We start from the raw sequence: 21,890 nt of genomic DNA, 5'->3' as shown, positions 1-21,890 counted from the left end.
CGCCCGGAGACGGTCACAGAGCGGTGCCCGTCTCCTGCGCCAAGGCGTGCAGCAGGCGGTCCTGGAACACCTCGTCGTGGACCGCGGGATGCGGCTGCCGCCGCCGGCGGTGGTACCAGTAGCCGCCGCTGGTCAGGGCCTCGGGATCGTCGCTGGCGGCGAGCCACTCCTGCGTCCGGTGACCGAGTTCGAGATCGTCCGGCGCGCCGGGGCCGCCCATCTTGGTCGGTACCCAGCCCGGATCCACGGCGTTGCTCGGTGTCCCGGGGCGCAGGCGGGCCAGGGCAGCGGCCAGGGTGGTGACGAACAGCTTGCTGTCGGCGTACGAGCCCGCGCTCCGGCCCCGCCAGTCGACCCCGGCGAGCGAGGGACGCCCAGTGAAGTGGGAGCCGCTGCTGAGGTACACCAGCCGGTGCCGGCCGCGGAGCAGGGCCGTGAGCAGGTAGGGAGCGACGACGTTGACCGGCATGACCGCCGGTCCGCTCCATACGCCGGCGTTGTGGACGACCGCGTCGAGGCCCGGCGCGTCGTTCAGTTCGGCGGCGATACGCCGTACGGCGTCACGGTCGGTGAAGTCCCCCACCACGAGGTGCGCCCCACGGTCGACCAGCGGCTGGAGGCCGGCGGCGCGCTCCTGGTTGCGGGCGTGTACCACCACCTCGTGTCCGGCGGACAGCAGCGCCTGGGCCGCGGCACGGCCGAGGCCGTCCGCGGAACCGGTCACCAGGATCCGGCTCACGACCGCACCGCCTTTCCCGGGCCGCGATCACCCGCAGGGGCGGCCGCCCGGCCGGCGAGGAGGGTGAGCCGCTCTTCGCCGGGGGAGCGGGGAGCTGGACCACCACACGGGTGGCCGCCTCGGCCCTGCCGTGGACCTGGCGATGCCCGCCCGCCAGGCGCGGCCGGCCGCAGGACCACGGGGCCGGCCGGGCAGGGGCGCGCGCCGATGGCCACCGTGCCCTCTGTCTCGTTCACCCCAGGTCTCCTGCCGTGTCGGCCGCGCGGGTTTCCCCCCGCCCGGATTATCCGCCGCAGGCGGATCAGCCCGCCCGGTGAGCAGGAAGAACTTCCCTCCGGGGCCATGCGTTCGAGGGGTCTGGAAGAATGCCGGCCGGAGCCAGGGAGCCCCGCCGTCGCTGTGACGGGTGGGACAGGGCGTGCGCCGGCATCAGGCGGCGTTCCGGGGGCAGGCAGGCATAGGCACGCCGTTATGAGATACGCGTGCGCTCTGGGTATCGGGGATGTCCACCGGGTGGGCGGGTGCGAGGGGACGGGTGTCGCGTGGAGCGTTCGGAGCAGGCGGGACGCCGGCCGCAGCCGGGCACGACGGCCGGTGACGTCTTCGCCGCCGACCGTGAGGTGGGCCGGGACCTGGCCCGGGTGGACTGGGCGGCCACGCCGCTCGGCCCGCCGCAGCAGTGGCCGCAGAGCCTGCAGACGGCCGTCAGCATCCTGCTGTCCTCACGTTTTCCCATGTGGATGGCCTGGGGCGAGGAGCTGACCTTCTTCTGCAACGCCGCCTACCGGCGCGACACCCTGGGCCGTAAGTACCCGTGGGCACTGGGACGGCCCGCCAACGAGGTGTGGGCGGAGATCTGGGGTGACATCGGCCCCCGCATCGACACCGTGCTCCGTACGGGGGAGGCCACCTGGGACGAGGGCCTGCTGCTGTTCCTGGAACGCTCCGGCTACAGCGAGGAGACGTACCACACCTTCTCCTACAGTCCGCTGCGCGACGACGCCGGCACGGTCGTCGGCATGCTGTGCGTGGTCAGCGAGGACACCGACCGGGTGATCGGCGAGCGGCGCATGGCCACCCTGCGCGACCTGGGCTCGGACCCGAGCGTGATCCGCACCGAGCAGGAGGTGCTGGCCTTCACCGACCGGCAGCTGGACCGCAACCGCAAGGACCTGCCCTTCACCCTGACCTACCTGTTCGACGAGGACAGCGCCCGGCTGTCCGGGGCGAGCGGCATCGACACCGCCCACCCGGTCGCGCCGGCCGTCCTCACCCACGACGCCCCCGACCCGGTGTGGCCCGCCGCGGCTCTGGCCAGGGGCGAGACGGCCCTGGTGCCGCTGGGCGCGGACACCCTCGCCGGCCTGCCCACGGGCGAGTGGCCCGAGCCTCCCGCACAGGCACTCGTGGTCCCGCTGCTGCAGCAGGGCAGCGCCCCGTACGGCTTCTTCGTGGCGGCGCTCAACCGCTACCGCGTGCTGGACGAGGGCTACCGGGGGTTCGTCGAACTGACCGCGGGGCACATCGCCTCGGGCATCGGCAGCGCCCGCAGCTACCAGGCGCAGCAGCGGCGCGCGGAGGAACTGGCCGAACTGGACCGGGCCAAGACCGCCTTCTTCTCCAACATCAGCCACGAGTTCCGCACCCCGCTGAGCCTGATCATGGGGCCGGCCGAGGAGCTGCGCACCCGTCTCGCCGACGCGCAGGAGCCCGTACGGCGCGAACTCGACGTCATCCTCCGCAACGGGCTGCGGCTGGGCAAGCTGGTCAACACGCTGCTGGACTTCTCCCGGATCGAGGCCGGCCGCATGCAGGCCTGCTACGAGCCGGTCGACCTGGCCGCGGTGACGGCGGAACTCGCCAGCGTCTTCCGCTCGGCGATGGAGAGGGCCCACCTCGTGTTCGACGTGGACTGCCCGCCCCTGGACGAGCCGGTGTACGTCGATCGCGGCATGTGGGAGAAGGTGGTCCTCAACCTGCTCAGCAACGCGCTGAAGTTCACCTTCGAGGGATCGGTCCGCATCGGTGTGCGCCGGGTGGGCGGCCATGCCGTCATCACCGTCGCCGACACCGGGATCGGGGTGCCCCCGGCGGAGATGCCGCGGCTGTTCGAACGCTTCCACCGCATCGCGTACGCCCGCTCCCGCTCCAACGAGGGCAGCGGCATCGGGCTGGCCCTGGTGCAGGAACTCGTCGGCCTGCACGGCGGCACGATCAACGCGCACAGCACCGAGGGCGAGGGCACCACCTTCACCATCCGGCTGGCGTTCGGCACCGCGCACCTGCCCGCCGAGTCCGTGGTGCCCGCGGGCCGCACCACCACCGGGTCCGCCACCGCCGACCCTTACGTCCAGGAGGCCCTGCGCTGGCTGCCGGGCGATCCCGGCACCCCGGCCGGCGGCACCGGCCTGGGCGCCCAGGCGAACCCCGCCGCGCCCGCCCCGGGCCCCTCCAGCACCGCCCGGGTGCTGGTGGCCGACGACAACGCCGACATGCGCGAGTACCTCACCCGCATCCTGACCGGAGCCGGATACGACGTCACCGCCGTCACCGACGGAGTCGAAGCCCTCGACTCCGCCCGCCGCGACACCCCCGACCTCGTCGTCAGCGACGTGATGATGCCCCGCCTGGACGGACTGGCCCTGCTGGCCCGACTGCGCGGCGACACCCGCACGGCCTCGGTACCCGTCCTGCTGCTGTCGGCCAGGGCCGGCCAGGAGGCGTCGATCGAGGGACTGCAGGCCGGCGCCGACGACTACCTCGTCAAACCGTTCGCCGCCGCCGAACTGCTGGCCCGCGTGCGCGCCAACGTCGAACTCGCCCGCCTGCGCACCCACCACGTGCGCTGGCGCACCGCGCTCATCGACTCCCTGCAGGAGGCGTTCTTCGTCTGCGACGAGTCCGGCGCCGTCGTGGAGATCAACACCGCCTTCACCGACATCCTCGGCTACGGCCCCGAGGACCTGCCCTACGCGCCGATCCAGCCCTGGTGGCCGAACGCCGCCACCGACCCCGAGGCCCACCACCAGGTCGACGACGCCTTCGCCGGCCTGCTGCAAAACCCCCAGGGCTCCTACACCGTCCCCGTCTGCCACCGCGACGGCCACCGGCTGTGGGTCACCGTCACCTACAACAAGGCCCAGGACCCCGACACCGGACGCCGGGTCACCGTCGGCACCTTCCGTGACGTCACCGCCGAGCACTACGCCGTCCAGCGCGACAGCGCCCTGGCCGCCCTGAGCACCGCCCTGTCCACGGCCGTCAGCCTGCCCGAGGCACTCTCCGGCGCCCTGGGCCAACTGCACACCCTGTGGCGCGCGCGGAGCGTGGTGGCCGCCCTCTTCGCCCGCGGTGACGTCCCCGTCCTCACCGCCACCGAGACCCGCCTGCGCTGGGAGGACCTGTCCGCGCGGCACCGGGAGCTGCTCGCCGGACTGCGCCGGCAGCCCACCCTCACCCCCGTCGCCGACGACACCGGCGCCGGCGTCCTGCTGGAACACCCCGACGGCCCGCTCGCCCTCTGGATCGACCTGGGCGAGCACCGGCCCTTCACCGCCGAGGACCAGCTGCTGCTCTCCCTGCTCGCCGGGCACCTCGCCCAGGGCCTGGTCCGCGCCCACCAGATCGACCAGCAGCGGGAGACCGCCATCGCGCTGCAACGCGCCATCCTGGGCCCGGCCCAGCTCCCCGACGGCTTCGCCGTGCGCTACGAGCCCGCCACCCGCCCGCTGGAAGTGGGCGGCGACTGGTACGACACCGTCGCCCTGCCCGACGGACGGATCGGCATCGTGGTCGGCGACTGCGTCGGACGGGGCCTGGAGGCGGCCAGCGTCATGGGGCAACTGCGCAGCGCCTGCCGCGCCCTGATGCTGCAGGACCCGAGCCCGGCGCGGACCCTGATGGCCCTGGACCAGTTCGCCGCGAGCGTCCCCGGCGCGCTGTGCACCACCGTCTTCTGCGGTGTCCTCGAACCCGGCACCGGAGAGCTGACCTACTCCAGCGCCGGACACCCGCCGGGCATCCTCGCCCACCCGGACGGCACCATCCGGCTGCTGGAAGAGGGACGCTCGCTGCCGCTGGCCGTACGGCCGGGCCTCGAGCGCCCGCAGACCTCGTGCACCCTGCCCGCACGGGCCACGCTGCTGCTGTACACCGACGGGCTCGTGGAACGCCGCCGCCGCCCGCTCAGCGAAGGGATCAGCCAGGCCGGCGACGCCGTGCACGACGGCCGTGACGTGCCCGTCGACGACCTCGCCACCGAGGTCATGTCCCGGCTCGCGCCGGCCGGCGGCTACGACGACGACGTGGCGCTGCTGCTCTACCGCCACCCGGCCCCGCTGGACGTCTCCTTCCCCGCCGAGTCCGCCCAGCTCGCCCCCGTGCGCAAGGCACTGCGCAGCTGGCTCGCGCAGTGCGACCTGCTCCCCGGCGACGTGCAGAACGTCCTCGTCGCCGCGGGCGAGGCGTGCGCCAACGCCATCGAGCACGGCCACCGCGACGCCCCCGGACAAGCCGTGCGGCTGCGGGCCGAAGTCCGGGTGGACCGCCTGCGCCTGACGGTCGCCGACAGCGGCCTGTGGAAGGACCCCCAGCCCGAGCGCAACGCCCACCGCGGCCGGGGGGTGGCCCTGATGCGGGCCATGATGCAGCAGGTCACCATCACCCCCGGCCCGTCCGGCACCACCGTCGACATGCAGATGAGGATCGCCTGATGACCACCCCGCTCACCCTCACCTCCGGCCGGCACCCGGACGGCACCGACCGCCTCACGGCCAGCGGTGAGATCGACATGAGCAACGCCGGCTGCCTCGCCCAGGCCCTCGACGGCCACCCCGGCCCCCTCGTCCTCGACCTGACCGCGGTGGAGTACCTCGACAGCGCGGGCCTGAGCGTGCTCTTCGCCCACGCCGACCGGCTGGAGCTCATCGTCACCCCTCTGCTGGAGCCCGTCCTCGCGGTCTCGGGCCTCACCGACATCGTCACCGTCCGCGGCCCCGGCCCCGACCACCGGCCCCACTCGTGAACCACCCCCAGCCCCGCACGCCAGGAGCGATGACCGACGTGAGCGACATCCTCGACCTGACCGTCCACCACCCCGGCGAGGGCACGGCCGTCGTCGCCGTCACCGGGGACCTGGACCTGCACACCGCGCCCATCCTGCAGGCGCGGGCCCTGTCCGTCGTCGGAGAAGAGGTCCCGCACCTCGTTTTGGACCTGACCCATGTCGACTACGTCGACTCCACCGGCCTGAGCACCCTCATCACGCTCCTGTACGCGACGCAGGAAGTGGGCGGCTGGCTCCGCCTCGCCGAGATCCCCGGCCGCCTCATGCGGATGGTGACCCTGACCGGCATCTCCCAACTGCTGCCCGTCTACGACACCGTCGCCGACGCGCTCGCCGACCGCACCCAAGCCACCCCCGAAGGCAGCCCCGAAGGCAGCCCCGAGGGCACGCCCGAAAACACGCCCGGAACCACCGGCCTGCCCGACTGACAGCACGTCACACCACCGACGGGGGCCCAGGGGCAGAGAGGCAGAGGGGCCGGGGGGCCGGGCGGCAGGGCCTGTTCAGGTCCCCTTCGAACCGGTCATCTAGGCTGGCGCGGTGACTGATGAGCGGGAGCGGGCGCAGCCATCGGGGGTGTGGGCCACGGCGGTGGGCGTGGCCAGGGTGCGGGCGCTGGAGACCGAGCGGGAGAACCCGCTGTTCCGCGACCCACTGGCACAGGCGTTCGCCGCTGCCGGCGGCCTGTGGCCCTCCTCGTCGCCGCTGCCCGAGGGCGACGAGGCCGCGCGCCGCCGCCGGCTGGGGATCGCGCTCTCCATCGTCATCAGGACGAAGTTCCTCGACGACCTGCTGCGGCAGGCCTGCGCGTCGGGGGTCCGGCAGGTCGTGCTGCTCGGCGCCGGCATGGACAGCCGGGCCTTCCGCATGGACTGGCCCGAGGGCACCCGGCTGTTCGAGGTCGACACCGCCGCACCACTGGACTTCAAGGCTTCGGTGCTGCGCCAAGAGCGGGCCGTCGCACGCTGCGAGCGGATCACCGTCGCGGTGGATCTGCGGGAGGACTGGCCGGGCGCGCTGGCCGCCGCAGGGCACGACCCGGCCGCGCCGACCGTGTGGATCGCCGAAGGACTGCTGATCTACCTGCCCCAGGACGCGGTGGAACTGCTGCTGGCCCGGATCAGCGCGCGCTCGGCGCCCGGCAGCCGGATGGGGCTGACCCTGGGCTCGCGCGGCGTGATCGAGCGCTTCGGCGCCGACGCGGTGGCGGGATCGGCGGCGTCCCTGTGGCTCTCGGAGATGCCCGAGGACCCGGTGGGCTGGCTGGCCGGACACGGCTGGGAGGCCGACCCCCACACCCTGCGCGAGCGCGCCGCCGCCTACGGCCGCCCGATCAGCACCCCGCCGCAGAGCGAGGAACGGCCCGGCTCACTGATCGAGGCGGTCCGCCGCTAGAGCGCGGTCCCGGACCCCTCAGCAGGTGCTCAGCCGAGAGCGGCCCCCGTCCGCCGCGGTGTGCGGCCGCTCGCGCGCGTAGCGGCGGGCCAGGGCGTGGAAGGCTTCCTTCGGCTCCCAGTGCCAGCCGGAAGCGGGGTCGAACGGGCGGTCCTGGACGGTCTTGGTGATCGAGTAGCTCGCCAGGTCCAGGTCGTGCAGCGGGTCGCCGGGGCGGTGCGGGGCGTCGGGCGTCACGAACTCGAACGCCATCGCCGCGTACAGGCCCAACGACGAGAAGACGTCGAGGAGTTGCGTCAGGTACGCGGCCTGGGTGCGCTCGCTGCGGACCAGGTGGCCCTTGATCTCCTCAGGGTTCTTGTCGTGGTCGACCACGTCCCAGCCCATGCCGGCGGTCCGGGGCGCGCCGACGTAGGCACAGGTGCCGAACTCGGTGACGGCCAGCGGCTTGCCCCACCGCAGATACCGGCTCAACTCCCGTGCGTAGTCGGCCCGGTGAGGAAAGCAGGAGTAGTAGTCGATGCCGACGATGTCGAACAGCCGCCAGTCGACCTCGTCGTCCTGGGCCGCGGCATAGCTCAGCCGGCCGTGGAACACGCGACGGCCGACCGCGGCGGCCTTCGCCGTGAACCGGCCGAGGCGACGCTGCATCGCGACGGGGTCCACCTGGCCCTGCTGGAGGTTGCGGATCCGTTCGAAGACGTCGGCGCCGGGCACGATGCCCGGCACGAACAACCAGAACTCGCAGCCCACGCTCAGCTCCACGGCCGCCCCCTGCCGGCGCAGCCGCTCCGCGAACCGGCCGGTCTCGGCGAGGTGTTCGAGGATGTCCCGCTCGGGCACATCACCGAGGGTCGGCTGGAGCCAGACGCGCAGACCCCGTTCCGCGGCCTCGGCGGCCGTCGCCGTCAGCCGTTCGACGCCGTCGCCGGTGACGTCCACGGTGTCGGCGTGCAGCCGGTCGCGGATCACCCCAAGGTCCCGCCGCATCCGGGCCGTACTGAACGCCGTGCCCGGCGTCTCGCCCTCACCGACGGTGTAGACGACCCCGCGGTGCCGCAGCCCGGGCCGCGCCGCCACCGCCCGGGCGGCACCCGCCGCAAGCACGCCCGCGCCGGCCACCCCGGCGCCGGCCATCCCGGCGAGGAACCGGGCCCGCGTGAGTCCCCGACCCGTCTGCCCACGATCATCAGGTTTCTGCATACGGCCACCGTGGCGGGCCCCGCCCGCCGGCGCCGTCCGCCAACGGTCTACGGCACAGGGCCCGACGGTCTACGATCCACCGTCCCGAAGGCGGCGACCGGGCGGCGAAAGCCGGAGGACTCGCGCAGCCGAGCGTCGTGAGGACCCGGGAGACGCGACCCGCGAGCCCAGGTTCGGCATGGTTAGCCCAACAAGATGGTCGTACAGGCGTGTCTGTCCTGCTTTCCGGCGTGTGCGGCGCACCATGAGCGAGGCACCCCACCCGGGTGGCCAAGTCTCCCCACGCCGTACGCAGTTCGTCACAGAAAGCAGGTCAGCCATGCGCGCCGGACGCCGCTTCAGTCCGCTTACCCGCTCCACAGGCGTGTGGGCCGCCGGCCTCACGGTCCTGCCGGCTCTGTTCGCCCTGGGCGCGGTCACGCCCGCCGCGGCGGCCGTGCCGGCTCACCACAAGGCCCAGCAGCATGTCCGCTACGTGCAGGTGTCCAACACCCAGACGTGCAACCCCGACGGCCTGTGCACCATCACCGCCACCTGCCCCTCCGGGACGGTGGTCACGGGCGGCGGCGTCTCGGAGACACCCCTGGTCAGCAGCGGCGTGTACCTCATGGAGACCGAGCCCACCAGCAACCGCACCTGGCGAGGCACCCTCCGCAACGCCAGCCAGTTCCCCGTCCAGGTCACCGTCACGGCCGTCTGCGCCCGCATCCCCGGCGTCTGACCCGGCCCGTCGCCCTGCCCGAAGTCCGCGTCGAGGAACCGACGCGGACTTCGGGCTGTGACGGGCGGGCCCCACCTCACGGTCGGGGCGCCGACCGGCACCACCGGGCACTTCCTCACCTTCCGGGCTCCCGAGAGCCGCAGGCACTGGCGGCGTGCTTCGGGGTACATGCTGGGGGTGCGCGGCGGCCGGCACCGTTCAGGTGCACCAGGCGGCCGTGGCACTGTCCGTGCGGGAACGACCGGAAGGCCAGGTGGTATGGCGCGTACGCGGGCAGAGGCGAGTACCCGGCATCCTCGGCACGAGCGAAGGGGAGAGGCGCGGCTGCCGGCGGTGGTCGCCACGCTCGCCGCGATCGCCCTGTACCTGGTGCTGCCGCAACGGCTGCTGATCGCCCCCCGTTACGTGCTGCCCGCCCTGGAATGCCTGCTGCTCATCCCGCTCATCGCCATCAACCCCAAACGGCTGACCCGGCAGACGAAAACCTTCCGGGTGCTGTCATTGACGCTCGTCGGGGTCATCGCGGTCAGCAACCTCGTGGCGCTGGCCATCCTGATCCATGAACTGGTGTACGCCGGGGTGAAGGACGGCCGGTCCCTGCTGGTGGCCGCGCTGCAGGTCTGGCTCACCAACATCATCGTCTTCGGGCTGGCCTACTGGGAGCTGGACCGGGGTGGTCCGGTCAGCCGCACCCAGGCGCCCCGTTCCGCCCTGCCCCTGGCGGACTTCCGTTTCTCCCAGGACGAGAACGACGACGCCGTCCAGGAAGTCGCCGACGGCGCCAGCGCGACCTCGGACTGGGTCCCCACGCTGGTGGACTACCTGTACGTGTCCACCACCAACTCCACGGCCTTCAGCCCGACCGACACCATGCCGCTGTCGACCCGCGCCAAGGCCCTGATGGCCGTCCAGAGCGTCTCCGCGCTCCTGACCTCGCTCCTCGTGATCGCGCGGGCCGTCAGCATCCTGCACTGACAACCCCCGCCCCGACGACCCCGGTGCGGCCGGGCGAAGTGGCCGCCACGCGGGCCGCCACGCGTACATTCACCGCACATGGACCGTACGGACCCCGGCGCGGCGGGACTCGACGTCCGGGCGCGGGGGAGGGATCCCTTTGGCGCCGTGTTGCTCCGCGATGCCCGATGAGGACACTGAGAGAAAGGGTGAGGGAGGTGCTGTGTGGCCGCCACGCGGTATCGGGCGGCGGGTGCTCCTGGCGGCGTTCGCGCTCCTGGCGCTGCTCGCCTGTGGCGTCGGCGGGTACGCGCTGTTCGGGTTCTCCCTGCCGGAGGCCGTCTACATGACGGTGATGACGCTGACCACGGAGGGGTTCTCCGGCGCGGACCGGCTCACCGAGGGCGGCAAGCTCTTCACCGCCGCGCTGGCGGTGGTGGGGGTCGCGGTCTTCGTCGCCGCCCTGGGTCTGATCGGAACGGCCTTGGTGGAGGGACGCTTCGGGCCTGCGGGAAGGAAGCGGCGCATGCAACATCGCATCGACGCGCTGCGCGAGCATTTCATCGTCTGCGCCTACGGGCGGGTCGGCCAGGCCGTGGCCCGCGAATTCGAAGCCGAAGGCATCCCCTTCGTGGTGATCGAGAGCAAGGCCGCGCTGGAAGAGAGGCTGCAGCGTGAGCGTGTGCCCTACCTGATCGGCAACGCGGCCTCCGAGCAGGTACTGCGCCGCGCGGGCATCGAGCACGCACGCGGCCTGGTCTGCGCGGTCGACTCCGACGCCGAGAACGTCTACATCACCCTGATCGCCCACTCCCTCAATCCCGCTCTCGCCATCGTCTCCCGCGCCTCCGAGGCGGCGTCGGCCGAACGCCTCACCCACGCCGGCGCGAGCAGCGTGGTCTCTCCCTACACCACCAGCGGCCGGCGTATGGCCCTGCTGGCGGTCCGCCCCCACGTGGTGGACTTCCTCGAGTTCACCCGGCCCGGCAGCTCCGACTTCCGGATCGAGGAGATCCGCATCGACGCCGACTCCCGGCTTCTGGGACGCCCCTTGCGACAGGCGTGCGGCGGAGCGCTCCCCCTGCTGATCCGCCGCGCCGACGGCGCCCTGGAGCCCAACCCTGATCCCGACACCGCGGTGCAGGCCGGTGACACCATGATCGTGTTCGGCGACCCCGGCGCTCTGCGCCCCATCGAGGACGACTAGGCCAAAGGGCGTGGTCGTCCTCGTCCGGCACGCTGGGCGTCCGTTCGCCGGCCCGGCGGGACGGCAGCGCAGGGCCGAGGGCCCAAGGGCGAGGATGCGAGGATGGCTCGTATGGATGTACGCGCCAGGAACCATGTGATGGTGACGGGCCGGGCGAACGGGCCGGTGGTGATGCTCGCGCACGGGTTCGGCTGCGACCAGAACATGTGGCGTCTGGTGGTGCCGGCCTTGGAACACGACTTCCAGGTGGTCCTCTTCGACCACGTGGGGGCGGGCCGCTCGGATCTGTCGGCCTGGAGCGAGGAACGCTACGCCGGCCTCGACGGCTATGCGCAGGACGTGCTGGAGATCTGCCGTGAGCTGGACCTGGGCCCGGTGATCTTCGTGGGGCACTCGGTGAGCGCCATGATGGGCGTGCTGGCCGCCGCCCGGGAGCCCGAGCGCTTCGCCGGCCTGGTGCTGCTCACCCCCTCGCCGTGCTACATCGACGATCCCGCCACCGGCTACCGGGGCGGGTTCAGCGCCGAGGACATCGACGAGCTGCTTCACTCGCTGGAGTCGAACTACCTGGGCTGGTCGGCGTCGATGGCCCCGGTGATCATGGGCAACCCGGAGCGGCCGGAACTGGGGCAGGAGCTGACCAACAGCTTCTGCCGCACCGACCCGCAGATCGCCCGCGTCTTCGCCCGGGCCACGTTCCTGTCCGACAACCGCGCCGACCTCGACGCGGTCACCGTCCCCACCCTGATCGCCCAGTGCTCCCACGATGCGATCGCCCCGCCGGAGGTGGGTGGTTTCGTCCACGCCCGGATCAAGGGCAGCGAACTGCTCACCCTGCCCGCGACCGGGCACTGCCCGCAGCTGAGCGCGCCCGAGGCGACCGGCGCGGCGATCGCCTCGTTCGCCGCCAGGACCGCCCGGTGATGGGCGTGGATGACGACGGACACGACCACGAAACAGGCTCCGCCGGCAACCAGGCGTCGTTCTCCGCGCTGCTGGAGGACAGCGCCGAGGACCTGTACGAGAACGCGCCCTGCGGCTATCTGTCCACGCGGCTGGACGGGCAGATAGCCAAGGTCAACAAGACGCTGCTGGAGTGGCTCGGCTACCGCCGGGAAGACCTGGTCGGGCAAAAGCGGTTCTCCGACCTGCTCACCGTCGGCGGCAAGCTTTACCACGAAACCCATTTCGCGCCGCTGCTGTCCATGCAGGGCGCCGTCGGCGGCATCGCGCTGGAGCTCAGGGCCGCCGACGGCGCCCGCCTGCCGGTCCTGGTCACCTCCACCGTCAAGACCAGCGAGGACGGGCAGCCGCTGCTGATCCGCACCACCATCATCGACGCCCGCGACCGGCGCGCCTACGAGACGGAACTGCTGCGCGCTCGTCAGGAAGCCGACCGCGAACGCGACCGTCTCAAGGTCCTCGCGGCCACGCTGCAGCGCACCCTGCTGCCCCCGGTCCTGGACGACGTACCCGGGCTGGATGTCGCCGCCCACTACCACATCGCCTCGATCGACGAGGTCGGCGGCGACTTCTACGACCTGTTCCCCCTCGCCCACGGCACCTGGGGCCTGTTTTTGGGCGACGTGTGCGGCAAGGGCGCCGCCGCGGCCGCCGTCACCTCCCTGGCCCGCTATACCCTGCGCGCCGCCGCCGTCTACGATCCCGACCCCGCCGCCGTGCTCGGCAACCTCAACACCGTCCTGAACCACGAGTACAACGGCACCGACCCCCGGTTCTGCACCGTGATCTTCGGCCTGCTCACCCCCGCCGGCGACGAGGGAGCCTTCCAGATCACCCTGGCCAGCGGCGGCCATCCGCCGGCCATCCTGATGCGTGCCGACGGCAGCGCCGACTACCTGCCCACGCCCGACGGCCAGCTCATCGGCGTCCTGCCGAACGCCCACATCGCCACCACCACCATCCGCCTCGACCCGGGCGACACCCTGCTGCTCTACACCGACGGCCTCACCGAAGCCCGCACCGACCAATCCGGCGGACGCTACAGCGACGAAGCACTTCTGGGCTTCGCACGCTCACTGGCCCCCACCACCGCCTCGGACACGATCCAGGCCCTGAGCGACCTGCTCGACGTCCTCGCCGGCGGTCTGGACGACGACACCGCCGTCCTGGCCATCAACGTGCCCCGACCCTGCGACGAAGAGCAGCAGTGAACCCCCTGACGCTGAGCATCCGCACCGCCCCCCACGGGCCCGTCATCGAACTGGCCGGCGACCTCGACCACCACAGCGCCCCTCAGGTCCGCGACGCCCTGCCGGGCCTGGACCTGCACACGGGCCAGCAGCTCATCGTCGACCTGGGCGCTCTCACCTGCTGCGACTCCAGCGGCATCACCGTGCTGATCGCAGCCCGCAACCACGCCCTCCAGGCGGGCGCAGACATCGCCCTGGCCGCCGTCCCCGACCGCGTCCGGCGCATCCTCCGCGTCGTCGGCCTGGAACAGGTCTTCGCCACCCACCCCACCGTCCACGAGGCGGCAGCCGCCTGGGCGGCACCCGCCTGATCGAGCTCCGCTCGTCTCCGCATCAGGCGGAGCACCCCCTCTTCACCCTGGTGGGCGCGCCCCCTCGCCCGGGCGCATCACCCGTACCGGCCGCGGGGGGGGGGGGGGACCCCTGCGTCATTCCTCTCTCCTGCGCGGGGCCCGGTCGTCCTGCCGGTCGTCCTGCCGCTCCCGGCCCTCGCCGCGGGCCTGGTTGAAGGCGTCGGAGATGGTCTCCGCAGCGCCGGAGAGTGCTCCCTTGGCCTTGCCGGTGCCGGACTCGGACAGCTGTCCGCCGTCGGACCGGGTGAGCTGTCCGGTGAGCTCCGTCAGCCCGGCCGGCTTGTGGGGCCCGGCTTCCAGGTCGAGGCGGTTGCAGGCCTCGGCGAAGCGGAGGTAGGTGTCGACGCTGGCGACCACGACCCGGATGTCGATCTTGAGTATCTCGATCCCCACCAGGGAGACCCTCACGAACGCGTCGATCACCAGTCCGCGGTCGAGGACGAGCTCCAGGACGTCGTAGAGGCCGCTGGAGCCGCCCCCGCCTCCCTGCTGCGTGGTCATGGTCATCGCGGACCATCCCCTTTGTCTTTCCGTCCGTGGTCCCCGTCGGCCCACCCTGCAGCAAGGCCGCCGCCTTGGTGCGTCCCCCGCTGCGGCGCAGGCCTTCGCCTGCGAGTAGCCCCCACCACCCGAGGCGAAACGCCGGTGCGGGACCGGCGCCTGGGCCGCCCTGAGCGGCCGGGCGCCCGCCCCCCGGGCGCAGAGCGGGCGCACTCGCAGCGCTGCTGTCAGCCGGCGTTCCTCACCGGGTGCAGGGAGCCGCTGAGGGTGCCCTCCTGCTGCTCGTAGTGGGAGAGGGCGAGGCCGAGGCCGATGAACGTCGGCGCCCATTCGCCGACGAAGATGCCCCACCGGTCGGCGCGTTCGATCCCGGCCTTCTCGGCCTTGAGGCTGGCGCACCAGGAGGCGAAGCTCAGGCCGATCGAGGCCAGGCCGGCGATGTAGGCGTGCTCGCTGCGGATGCCCGCGTCGTGCATCTTCTTGATCACCATGGGACGGTCTCCGTTCTGTAGCGGCCCGGGAGGGGCCCCTGTCCGAGTAACCATTCCCTTTTCACACCATTCACCCCATAAGTGAACTCTCGCATCAGGTGACCAGTCCGGCCGGCAGCAGCCGGGTCACCGGGGGACCGGCGGTAATCTGTGCGCGCACTGCATCCAGGACCGGCTCGCCGGGAATCGGGGTGGTGGGAGGTGCCTGTGCTGGATGGTGAGGGCTTGGGTCTGGATGAGGTGCTGCGCGCGGCGGAGGACGCCGCGCCGGTGGAGTCGGTCGACGTGGTGGCCCGGAACCTGGAGAAGCGGTTCTCGGCGAGCGAGGTGTCGTTCTGGCTGGTGGACGTGGTCGGGCAGGAAGCCGTCCGGCTGCCCAGAGCCGGCACGGCCGCGGAGAGGCGCGGTGAGACCCGAAGACGGGAACTGGCGGGCAGCGTCCACGACCGGGTGCTGCGTTCCCAGCGTCTGCACCAGGAGCCGGACGAGGAGGGGGGCTTCCGGTTGGTGGCCCCGGTGACCAACCGCGGCGACTGCGTCGGCGTCCTGGACATGGTCGTACCCGAAGTGGACGACGCGGTGCGGGACGGGGTGGTGCAGGCCGCGCACGCGCTGGCCTACATCGTGGTCACCGACCGCCGTTTCACCGATCTCTACCACTGGGGCCGGCGCACGACCACGATGAGCCTGGCCGCGGAGATCCAGCACCAGCTGCTGCCCTCGGCGTCCTGCTGCGAGGCCGCGCAGTTCACCCTGGTCGGGGGTCTGGTCCCGGCCGACGACATCGGCGGCGACACCTACGACTACGCCCTCGACCAGGACGCCCTCTACCTGTCGATCACTGACGCGATGGGACACGACACGGCCTCCGCGCTGCTGGCCACCCTGACCGTGAACGCCCTGCGCGGCGCCCGCCGTGCCGGGCGCAGCCTGCTCGAGCAGGCTCACGCCGCCCACCAGGCGATCACCCGCCACGGCCGCGGCATGACCACCGGCCAGCTGCTGCGCGTCCACCTGGAGACCGGCACCTGCGAACTGGTCAATGCCGGCCACCCCTGGCCGCTGCGCCTGCGCGACAAGAAGGTGGAGGAACTGACCCTCACGGTGAACCTGCCGTTCGGAGTGCCCGCCCCTGTCGCCTACCAGGTGCAGCGCCTGCAGTTGGAACCCGGCGACCGTCTGGTCCTGGTCACCGACGGCATGCGGGAACGCGCGGCCGCCGCCGTCGACCTTCCCGCCCTGATCCGCGCCACCCGTGACGAACACCCCCGGGAAGTGGTCCGGGCCATGACCGCGGCGGTCCACGAGGCCTGCCGAGGCTCCCTGCCCGACGATGCCACCACCATGGTCCTCGACTGGCACGGCAGCCGTACGGGACAGCGCCACCTCGAAGGCGGCTGAGAACACCGACCGGATCGAACCGGTGGCCTACGCCTTTCACCTGCGCGCCCCTGGGCTGTCCGTGGCTCGGGGGCGCGGTCGTGCTGAGGTGAGAACAGGCCCTAGCCCTGCTTGATCGCGGAGATGTCGAACTCCAGGACGACCTTGTCGCCGACCAGGACGCCGCCGCCTTCCAGGGCCGCGTTCCAGGTCACGCCGAACTCCTTGCGGGAGATGGTCACCGAGCCCTCCAGGCCGACGCGCAGGTTGCCGTAGGGGTCGACGGCGTTGCCGGTGTACTCGAAGTCGATGGTGACCGGCTTGCTGGTGTCCTTGACGGTGAGGTCGCCGGTGACCCGGTATTCGGTGTCGGACTTCTGCTCGACCTTGGTGCTGCGGAAAGTGATGTCGGGGAAGTTCGGCGCGTCCAGAAAGTCATTGGTGCGCAGGTGCTGGTCGCGCTGCTCGACGCCGGTGTCGATGCTCTGCGCCTTGATCACCACCTGGCCGGCGGACCTGGCCGGGTCGGCGCCGTCCAGGTGCGCGGTGCCCTCGAACTCGTGGAAGGCGCCGCGCACCTTGGTGACCATGGCGTGGCGGGCGACGAAACCGATCCGGGTATGGGCCGGGTCGAGGACGTAGTCCCCGGTGAGCTCGGGGAGCGAGACGGTCATGGTGAGGTGCCTCCGTAGGGTCGGGACTGTTCCCGAATCACGCTAGGGGGCCGACGACTCCCGGCCCTGCCGGGCGCGCGTGGCCGCAGAGAACTGCACCCTGACCGGTGACTCCGCAGGAGCGGTCCTGCGACTCGGGCCGCTGCTGGTGGCCGCACCGGTGATCACTGTGCGTCGGCCGGGCCGGGCCAGATCGGATGAAGCCGTCGAGAGCCGACGGTTGCCGTCGCTCAGCGCGATGACGCCGCGTCAGGTCGCTGCAGTCCCTGGAGGAGGAGAGCGATCAGGCGTCGGGGGTCGTAACGGGGGTCGTCGTCGCGTCCGATGCAGAGGTTGCCGATGCCGCGCATCAGCTCGTACGGCTGCGTACCGGGCCTGATGTCGCCGGCCTCGACCGCGGCGTCGAGCAGTTGGGCGCAGACGGGCAGCAGGCGGTCGATGAAGTAGGCGTGCAGCGCGGCGAAGCGGTCGTTGTCGGACTGCAGGGCGTCGGCGAGTCCGTGTTTGGTGACGAGGAAGTCGACGAAGAGGTCGATCCACTGACGCAATGCGTCGAGCGGGGAGCCGGCACTGGCCAGCAGGTTCGGGCCGGCTTCGGCGCATGCCTCGATCTGGTGGCGGTAGACGGCTGTGACGAGGTCCGCCCGGGTCGGGAAGTGGCGGTAGATCGTGGCCATCCCGACGCCCGCCCGGGCCGCGATCTGGCGGATCGGCGCGTCGACGCCGGAGGCGACGAACACCTCGGCGGCGGCATCGAGCACCGTCTGCCGGTTGCGCTGGGCGTCGGCCCGCTTGCTTCGTGACGGCGACTGCCCAGCAGGGCTGTCGGTGGTCATCGCGTACTCCTCCACGCCGATTGACAAAGCGGAGCAGCGCTCCGGATACTAAATGGAACGGCGCTCCGCTTCAGCTTAGCCGAGCGGGACGCCCCTGACCGCCTTTGTCCTTGACCGCCTTTGTCCGTCACGGTCGCAGGAGACCAGCGGGCGGCAGGTGCCACCGAAAGGGAACCCACATCGTGAGCACATCCCCCACCACCCACGCCGACGCCCTGGCCGCGCCCGCCCCGGTGTTGTCCTTCAGCCCCGTGGTCCTCCCCGTGCCCGGACGTCCCGTGGACCTCCAGGTCCGCGTCTCTGTACCCGCGACGGGAACCGGCCTCCCCGTCATCCTCCTCTCCCACGGTCACGGTCCCTCGAACAACCTCTCCTCGCTCAACGGCTATGCGCCGCTCGCCGACTTCTGGGCCGCCCACGGATTCGCCGTCATCCAGCCCACCCACCTCACCTCCAGGACGCTGAGCCACCTGGTCGCCGACGCACCCGGCGCCCCCGACTTCTGGCGATCCCGCGCCGAAGACATGACCCACATCCTCGACCGGCTCGACCTCATCGAGCGCACCGTGCCGCAGCTCGCGGGACGGATCGACCCCGCCAAGGTCGCCCTCGCCGGCCACTCGCTCGGCGGCTTCACCGCCGCTCTCCTGCTGGGCGCCGGGCTCAACGACCCCGACACCGGGAACGTGGTGCACCTCGTCGAGCCCCGGATCAAGGCCGGCGTACTGCTTGCCGCGCCCGGCAGGGGCGGCGACGCCCTCAACGGGCCCATGGCCGAGCAGTGGCCGATCATCGGCGCCCTCGACTTCTCCACCATGACCGCACCGGCGCTGGTCGTCGCCGGCGACAAGGACGACTCCCGGCACTTCACGGACATGGGACCGGACTGGCACGCCGACCCCTACACCCTCGCCCCCGGACCCAAGACCCTGCTCACGCTGTTCGACGCGGAGCACGGACTTGGCGGGATCGCCGGGTACGACGCCGCCGAGACCACTGACGAGAACCCCGAGCGAGTCGCCGCCCTCGCCCGGCTCACCGCGGCCTACCTCCACACCCGGCTTCACCCCGGCGCCCCCACCTGGCAGGCCGCGTGCGAGGCACTGACGACCGGCCCCAACCCGATAGGACGAGTCGAATCCAAGTAACCCCCGGCACGTATGCGGCCGCCGCGGCGTTGCCCGGGCTGCCGCACTGTTCGTCCACCGGCCGGCGGCCTGAGTCAGTCGAAGAGGGCGACGATGCCGTTCACCCAGACCGCGAGGAACACAAGGGCCGCCGCCAGACAGCCGGCGCCCGCCAGCACACCGCCGACCGTCCACGGCTCGCAGGGCGCCTCGCGTTCCTCTTCCACGGCGTCCCGGTAGGAGGCGGGGTCGTCCCGGTCGGCAGGGTGTCCCAATTCCTCGGCACAGGCGGTTCGCACCGAGGTCAGCTGCTCCTGTGCGAAGGCGGTGGCTGCGTTCGCCTCGGGGCCGTGCCAGGCCAGTGCCTTCATCCGCCGTCCGGGAGTTCCGTACCGCGCCTCGAAAGCGGCGGTCTCCTCGGCGCTCCGGTCATCTTCGAGGTACATCCAGCGCCCAGCCTCGGCGCTGTCGCCGTAGAGCCGGTACACCTCGGCCAGACGACGGCGGAGCGTCAGGTCGTGCGGGAAGGACGAGATGAGCCCGCGCAGCCGCTGGCGCGCGACGGGAACCCGGCCGGCGGCCAGGTCCGCATCGGCGCGGGCAAGGGTCTCTCTCAGGGGCATGAACGCATGATCAGGTACAGCATCGACCTGCGGCGACCAGATTTCGGCGCTCGATCGAAGCAGGCGGACGTGGCGACTTCGTGCGCCGCATCCGCGACGACGGTCACGCCGGCCGGCCTATCCACGGACAAGTGAGCCTGTGCTGGGTGATGGAGGAGCGCGGCGCTTCTTTCGCGACAGGCCCTACCGCTCCCGCAGGCAGTAGTCGCCGAGAACGGGCTCCAGCATGCCGAAGGCGGTGCCGGCCAGCTCGGTGATCTCCTCACGCAGCCGCGCCGCCGGGACCGCGGCGCGGCACAGGGCCCGTACCCGGCGGCACAGCACCCGGTGGGCGCCCGCGAGTTGAGCCGCGCTCACGTGCGGCACGGGATCCTCCGCACCGGTCCGTGCCGCGTCCGCCAGGGCCGCGGCGAGCGCCGCCTCGCGCTGCTCGTCCATCTCCCGCTCGCGGGCGCGCAGCCGCGGGCTGTCGTGCACGAGCCGGGCGAAGCCGGGCGTGCAGCGCCCGTTGACCGGGTGCGGCCGGTCGAGCGAGGAGACGAAGACACGGTGCAGGGCGTGCAGCGCGGACTCTCCCACGGCGCGTTCGCGCACCACCCGGGCGAGGCTGTCCACGACGCCCTCGTGGGCGTCGAAGACGAGGTCCTCCTTGAGCGGGAAGTAGTTGCTGACCGTCATCTTCGAGACGTCGGCGGCTTCGGCGATCTCGGTGATCGTCACGTTCTCGAAGCCGCGCTCGATGAACATCAGCGTCGCGACATGGGCCAGCCGTTCGCGGGTCTCACGCTTCTTGCGCCCTCGCCGGCCCTCTTCCGGGGCGGCCGCCTGGGTCGTCTGCACCTCGGTCATGCGCCCCATCCTACCCGTTCGATTTGCCCGTCATAGATATTGCATTGACAAAAGATTTGGTGCGACCTAAGTTTGCGTCGTCCGTAACACCACCACCGCCCCGGAGGCCTCTTGGACCCCACGGTCGCCCGCCGCGACACCCCATCCCATTTACGGCCGGAGCGCCTGGACCCGGCCCTGGTCCGGCTCGGCTCGGTGCTGGTCCTGGGCGCCGTCCTCGTCCAGCTCGACGCGACGATCGTCAACGTCGGCCTCGGCCCGATGGCCGACGCCCTGGACACCTCCATGGCGACCGTGCAGTGGGTGAGCGCCGGATACCTGCTCACCGTCGCCTTCGTGGCCCCGCTCTCGGGCTGGCTGCACAAGAGGTACGGCGGCAAGCGCGTCTGGCTCGCCTCGGTCGCCCTGTTCCTCGCCGCCTCCATACTCAGCGGCCTGGCCTGGTCCGGCGGCTCGCTCATCGCCTTCCGGCTGCTCCAGGGCGTCGGCGGCGGGCTGATGCAGCCCGTCGGCCAGTCCCTGGTCGCCCGGCACGCGGGCCCGCAGCGCATCGGACGGCTGGTCGGCATCATCACCGTGCCGGTCTCCGTCGCCCCGATCCTCGGCCCCGTCCTCGGCGGCGTCCTCGTCCAATGGGCGGGCTGGCGCTGGCTGTTCCTCGTCAACGTCCCCGTCGGGCTGATCGCGCTGGCCCTCGCGGCCCGCATCGTCCCGTCCGACACCGGCGAACGCGACACCACCGTACGCCCCGACGGCATCGGCCTGGCCCTGCTGCCCACCGGACTCGCCGCCCTCGTCTACGGCCTGGCCCGGTACGGGCAGGGCGACGGCGAGGACCTCACCCAGGGCCTGGCCCTCGCCGTCGGCGCCGCCTTCCTGGCCGGCTACACCGTGCACGCCCTGCGCACCAGCCGTACCCCGCTGCTCGACCTCAGGCTGTTCGCGGGCCGCGGCTTCACCCTGGCCGGCATCAACACCTTCCTGCTGGGCGCCGCCCTGTACGCGTCGATGATGCTGCTGCCGCTGTACTTCATGCAGGTCGAAGGGGTGAGCGCGCTCCAGGCCGGCCTGATGCTCGCCCCCCAGGCGCTCGGCAGCGCCCTGATCACCCCGCTCGCCGGCCGGCTCACCGACCGCCACGGACCGCGCACCGTCGTCCTCGCGGGCATCACGCTCACCGTCCTCGGCACCCTCCCCTTCGCCCTGGACGGCGGCGCACCCGGCGAACTCCTGCTGGGCGCCGCCCTGTTCGTACGCGGTGTCGGACTCGGGGCCGTCGTCCCGCCCAACGTGGCCGCGACCTACACCTGCGTCGACCGCAGCCAGGCACCGGCCGCCACCAGCGCCCGTACCGTCCTCAACCGCGTCGGAGGATCGGTGGGCACCGCCCTGCTCGCCGTCCTCCTGCAGAGCGCCCTCGCCGGCACCACGGCACACGGCGCCGGCGCCGCGAGCGCCTACGCCCACACCTTCCGCTGGGCCCTGGCCCTCGCCGCGCTGACCCTCCTGCCCGCGGCCCGCTACCCCCGCCGTGCGCCCGGCAAGGGCTGACACCCGCC

Annotated in this window: 21 protein-coding genes; 13 read left to right on the top strand and 8 right to left on the bottom strand. The window is 72.2% G+C overall.

Annotated elements, in window-relative coordinates; genetic code table 11:
* Positions 1-13 precede the first annotated feature (13 nt).
* Complete coding sequence (locus V7E45_RS11605) at positions 14-739, bottom strand: SDR family NAD(P)-dependent oxidoreductase (RefSeq protein ID WP_333774029.1); 726 nt, start codon at positions 737-739, stop codon at positions 14-16.
* Between the two features lie 542 nt (positions 740-1,281).
* Between V7E45_RS11605 and V7E45_RS11600 the strand changes: the two genes are divergently transcribed.
* The 4 genes from V7E45_RS11600 to V7E45_RS11585 all read left to right on the top strand — a co-directional run bounded on the left by V7E45_RS11600 (position 1,282) and on the right by V7E45_RS11585 (position 7,199).
* On the top strand, positions 1,282-5,451 hold the full coding sequence (locus V7E45_RS11600; protein ID WP_333774028.1) for a SpoIIE family protein phosphatase: 4,170 nt from the start codon (positions 1,282-1,284) through the stop codon (positions 5,449-5,451).
* Positions 5,451-5,762: an STAS domain-containing protein gene (locus V7E45_RS11595; protein ID WP_333774027.1), complete on the top strand. Its 312-nt coding sequence runs from the start codon at positions 5,451-5,453 to the stop codon at positions 5,760-5,762. Before V7E45_RS11600 ends, V7E45_RS11595 begins: the two co-directional genes overlap by 1 nt.
* A gap of 29 nt (positions 5,763-5,791) precedes the next feature.
* Complete coding sequence (locus tag V7E45_RS11590) at positions 5,792-6,232, top strand: STAS domain-containing protein (RefSeq protein WP_333774026.1); 441 nt, start codon at positions 5,792-5,794, stop codon at positions 6,230-6,232.
* A 148-nt stretch (positions 6,233-6,380) separates the two neighbouring features.
* On the top strand, positions 6,381-7,199 hold the full coding sequence (locus tag V7E45_RS11585; protein WP_333774050.1) for a class I SAM-dependent methyltransferase: 819 nt from the start codon (positions 6,381-6,383) through the stop codon (positions 7,197-7,199).
* 18 nt (positions 7,200-7,217) lie between these two features.
* On the opposite strand, the gene V7E45_RS11580 is transcribed toward V7E45_RS11585, so the two are convergent.
* On the bottom strand, positions 7,218-8,402 hold the full coding sequence (locus tag V7E45_RS11580; RefSeq protein WP_333774025.1) for an abortive phage infection protein: 1,185 nt from the start codon (positions 8,400-8,402) through the stop codon (positions 7,218-7,220).
* Between the two features lie 319 nt (positions 8,403-8,721).
* On the opposite strand from V7E45_RS11580, the gene V7E45_RS11575 reads away from it, so the two are divergent.
* The 6 genes from V7E45_RS11575 to V7E45_RS11550 all read left to right on the top strand — a co-directional run bounded on the left by V7E45_RS11575 (position 8,722) and on the right by V7E45_RS11550 (position 13,808).
* Positions 8,722-9,123, top strand: a complete 402-nt coding sequence (locus V7E45_RS11575; protein WP_333774024.1) for a hypothetical protein — start codon at positions 8,722-8,724, stop codon at positions 9,121-9,123.
* A 333-nt stretch (positions 9,124-9,456) separates the two neighbouring features.
* Positions 9,457-10,098, top strand: a complete 642-nt coding sequence (locus V7E45_RS11570) for a hypothetical protein (RefSeq protein WP_333774023.1) — start codon at positions 9,457-9,459, stop codon at positions 10,096-10,098.
* Positions 10,099-10,300: 202 nt separating this feature from the next.
* Positions 10,301-11,284, top strand: coding sequence for a potassium channel family protein (locus V7E45_RS11565; protein ID WP_333774022.1), 984 nt, complete (start codon positions 10,301-10,303; stop codon positions 11,282-11,284).
* A gap of 111 nt (positions 11,285-11,395) precedes the next feature.
* Positions 11,396-12,208 carry an alpha/beta fold hydrolase gene (locus tag V7E45_RS11560; protein ID WP_333774049.1) on the top strand — a complete coding sequence of 271 codons (813 nt, stop codon included), beginning with the start codon at positions 11,396-11,398 and terminating at the stop codon, positions 12,206-12,208.
* On the top strand, positions 12,208-13,458 hold the full coding sequence (locus V7E45_RS11555) for a PP2C family protein-serine/threonine phosphatase (protein WP_333774021.1): 1,251 nt from the start codon (positions 12,208-12,210) through the stop codon (positions 13,456-13,458). The genes V7E45_RS11560 and V7E45_RS11555 overlap by 1 nt, the downstream gene beginning before the upstream one ends.
* Positions 13,455-13,808: an STAS domain-containing protein gene (locus tag V7E45_RS11550; RefSeq protein ID WP_333774020.1), complete on the top strand. Its 354-nt coding sequence runs from the start codon at positions 13,455-13,457 to the stop codon at positions 13,806-13,808. Before V7E45_RS11555 ends, V7E45_RS11550 begins: the two co-directional genes overlap by 4 nt.
* A 117-nt stretch (positions 13,809-13,925) precedes the next feature.
* On the opposite strand, the gene V7E45_RS11545 is transcribed toward V7E45_RS11550, so the two are convergent.
* A complete protein-coding gene (locus tag V7E45_RS11545; protein WP_333774019.1) occupies positions 13,926-14,357 on the bottom strand; it encodes a gas vesicle structural protein GvpA in 432 nt (143 codons plus the stop codon).
* 221 nt (positions 14,358-14,578) lie between these two features.
* Positions 14,579-14,842 (bottom strand): hypothetical protein, encoded by a 264-nt coding sequence (locus V7E45_RS11540; RefSeq protein WP_333774018.1) that lies wholly within the window; start codon positions 14,840-14,842, stop codon positions 14,579-14,581.
* 210 nt (positions 14,843-15,052) lie between these two features.
* Between V7E45_RS11540 and V7E45_RS11535 the strand changes: the two genes are divergently transcribed.
* Positions 15,053-16,243, top strand: coding sequence for a PP2C family protein-serine/threonine phosphatase (locus V7E45_RS11535; RefSeq protein ID WP_333774048.1), 1,191 nt, complete (start codon positions 15,053-15,055; stop codon positions 16,241-16,243).
* A gap of 101 nt (positions 16,244-16,344) precedes the next feature.
* Here the strand turns inward: V7E45_RS11535 and V7E45_RS11530 are convergent, their stop codons facing one another.
* Positions 16,345-16,896, bottom strand: coding sequence for a YceI family protein (locus V7E45_RS11530; RefSeq protein ID WP_333774017.1), 552 nt, complete (start codon positions 16,894-16,896; stop codon positions 16,345-16,347).
* Between the two features lie 230 nt (positions 16,897-17,126).
* Positions 17,127-17,732: a TetR/AcrR family transcriptional regulator gene (locus V7E45_RS11525; RefSeq protein ID WP_333774016.1), complete on the bottom strand. Its 606-nt coding sequence runs from the start codon at positions 17,730-17,732 to the stop codon at positions 17,127-17,129.
* A gap of 182 nt (positions 17,733-17,914) precedes the next feature.
* Between V7E45_RS11525 and V7E45_RS11520 the strand changes: the two genes are divergently transcribed.
* Positions 17,915-18,880: an alpha/beta hydrolase family protein gene (locus V7E45_RS11520; RefSeq protein ID WP_333774015.1), complete on the top strand. Its 966-nt coding sequence runs from the start codon at positions 17,915-17,917 to the stop codon at positions 18,878-18,880.
* A 74-nt stretch (positions 18,881-18,954) separates the two neighbouring features.
* On the opposite strand, the gene V7E45_RS11515 is transcribed toward V7E45_RS11520, so the two are convergent.
* Positions 18,955-19,482, bottom strand: coding sequence for a DUF6584 family protein (locus V7E45_RS11515; protein ID WP_333774014.1), 528 nt, complete (start codon positions 19,480-19,482; stop codon positions 18,955-18,957).
* Positions 19,483-19,665: 183 nt separating this feature from the next.
* Positions 19,666-20,331, bottom strand: a complete 666-nt coding sequence (locus V7E45_RS11510) for a TetR/AcrR family transcriptional regulator (protein ID WP_333774013.1) — start codon at positions 20,329-20,331, stop codon at positions 19,666-19,668.
* Positions 20,332-20,442: 111 nt separating this feature from the next.
* Between V7E45_RS11510 and V7E45_RS11505 the strand changes: the two genes are divergently transcribed.
* Complete coding sequence (locus V7E45_RS11505) at positions 20,443-21,882, top strand: MDR family MFS transporter (RefSeq protein WP_333774012.1); 1,440 nt, start codon at positions 20,443-20,445, stop codon at positions 21,880-21,882.
* Positions 21,883-21,890 lie beyond the last annotated feature (8 nt).

The organism is Streptomyces sp. IBSBF 3136 (assembly GCF_036815105.1).
GTDB lineage: Bacteria > Actinomycetota > Actinomycetes > Streptomycetales > Streptomycetaceae > Streptomyces.
This window is presented reverse-complemented; position numbering and strand designations above follow the sequence as displayed.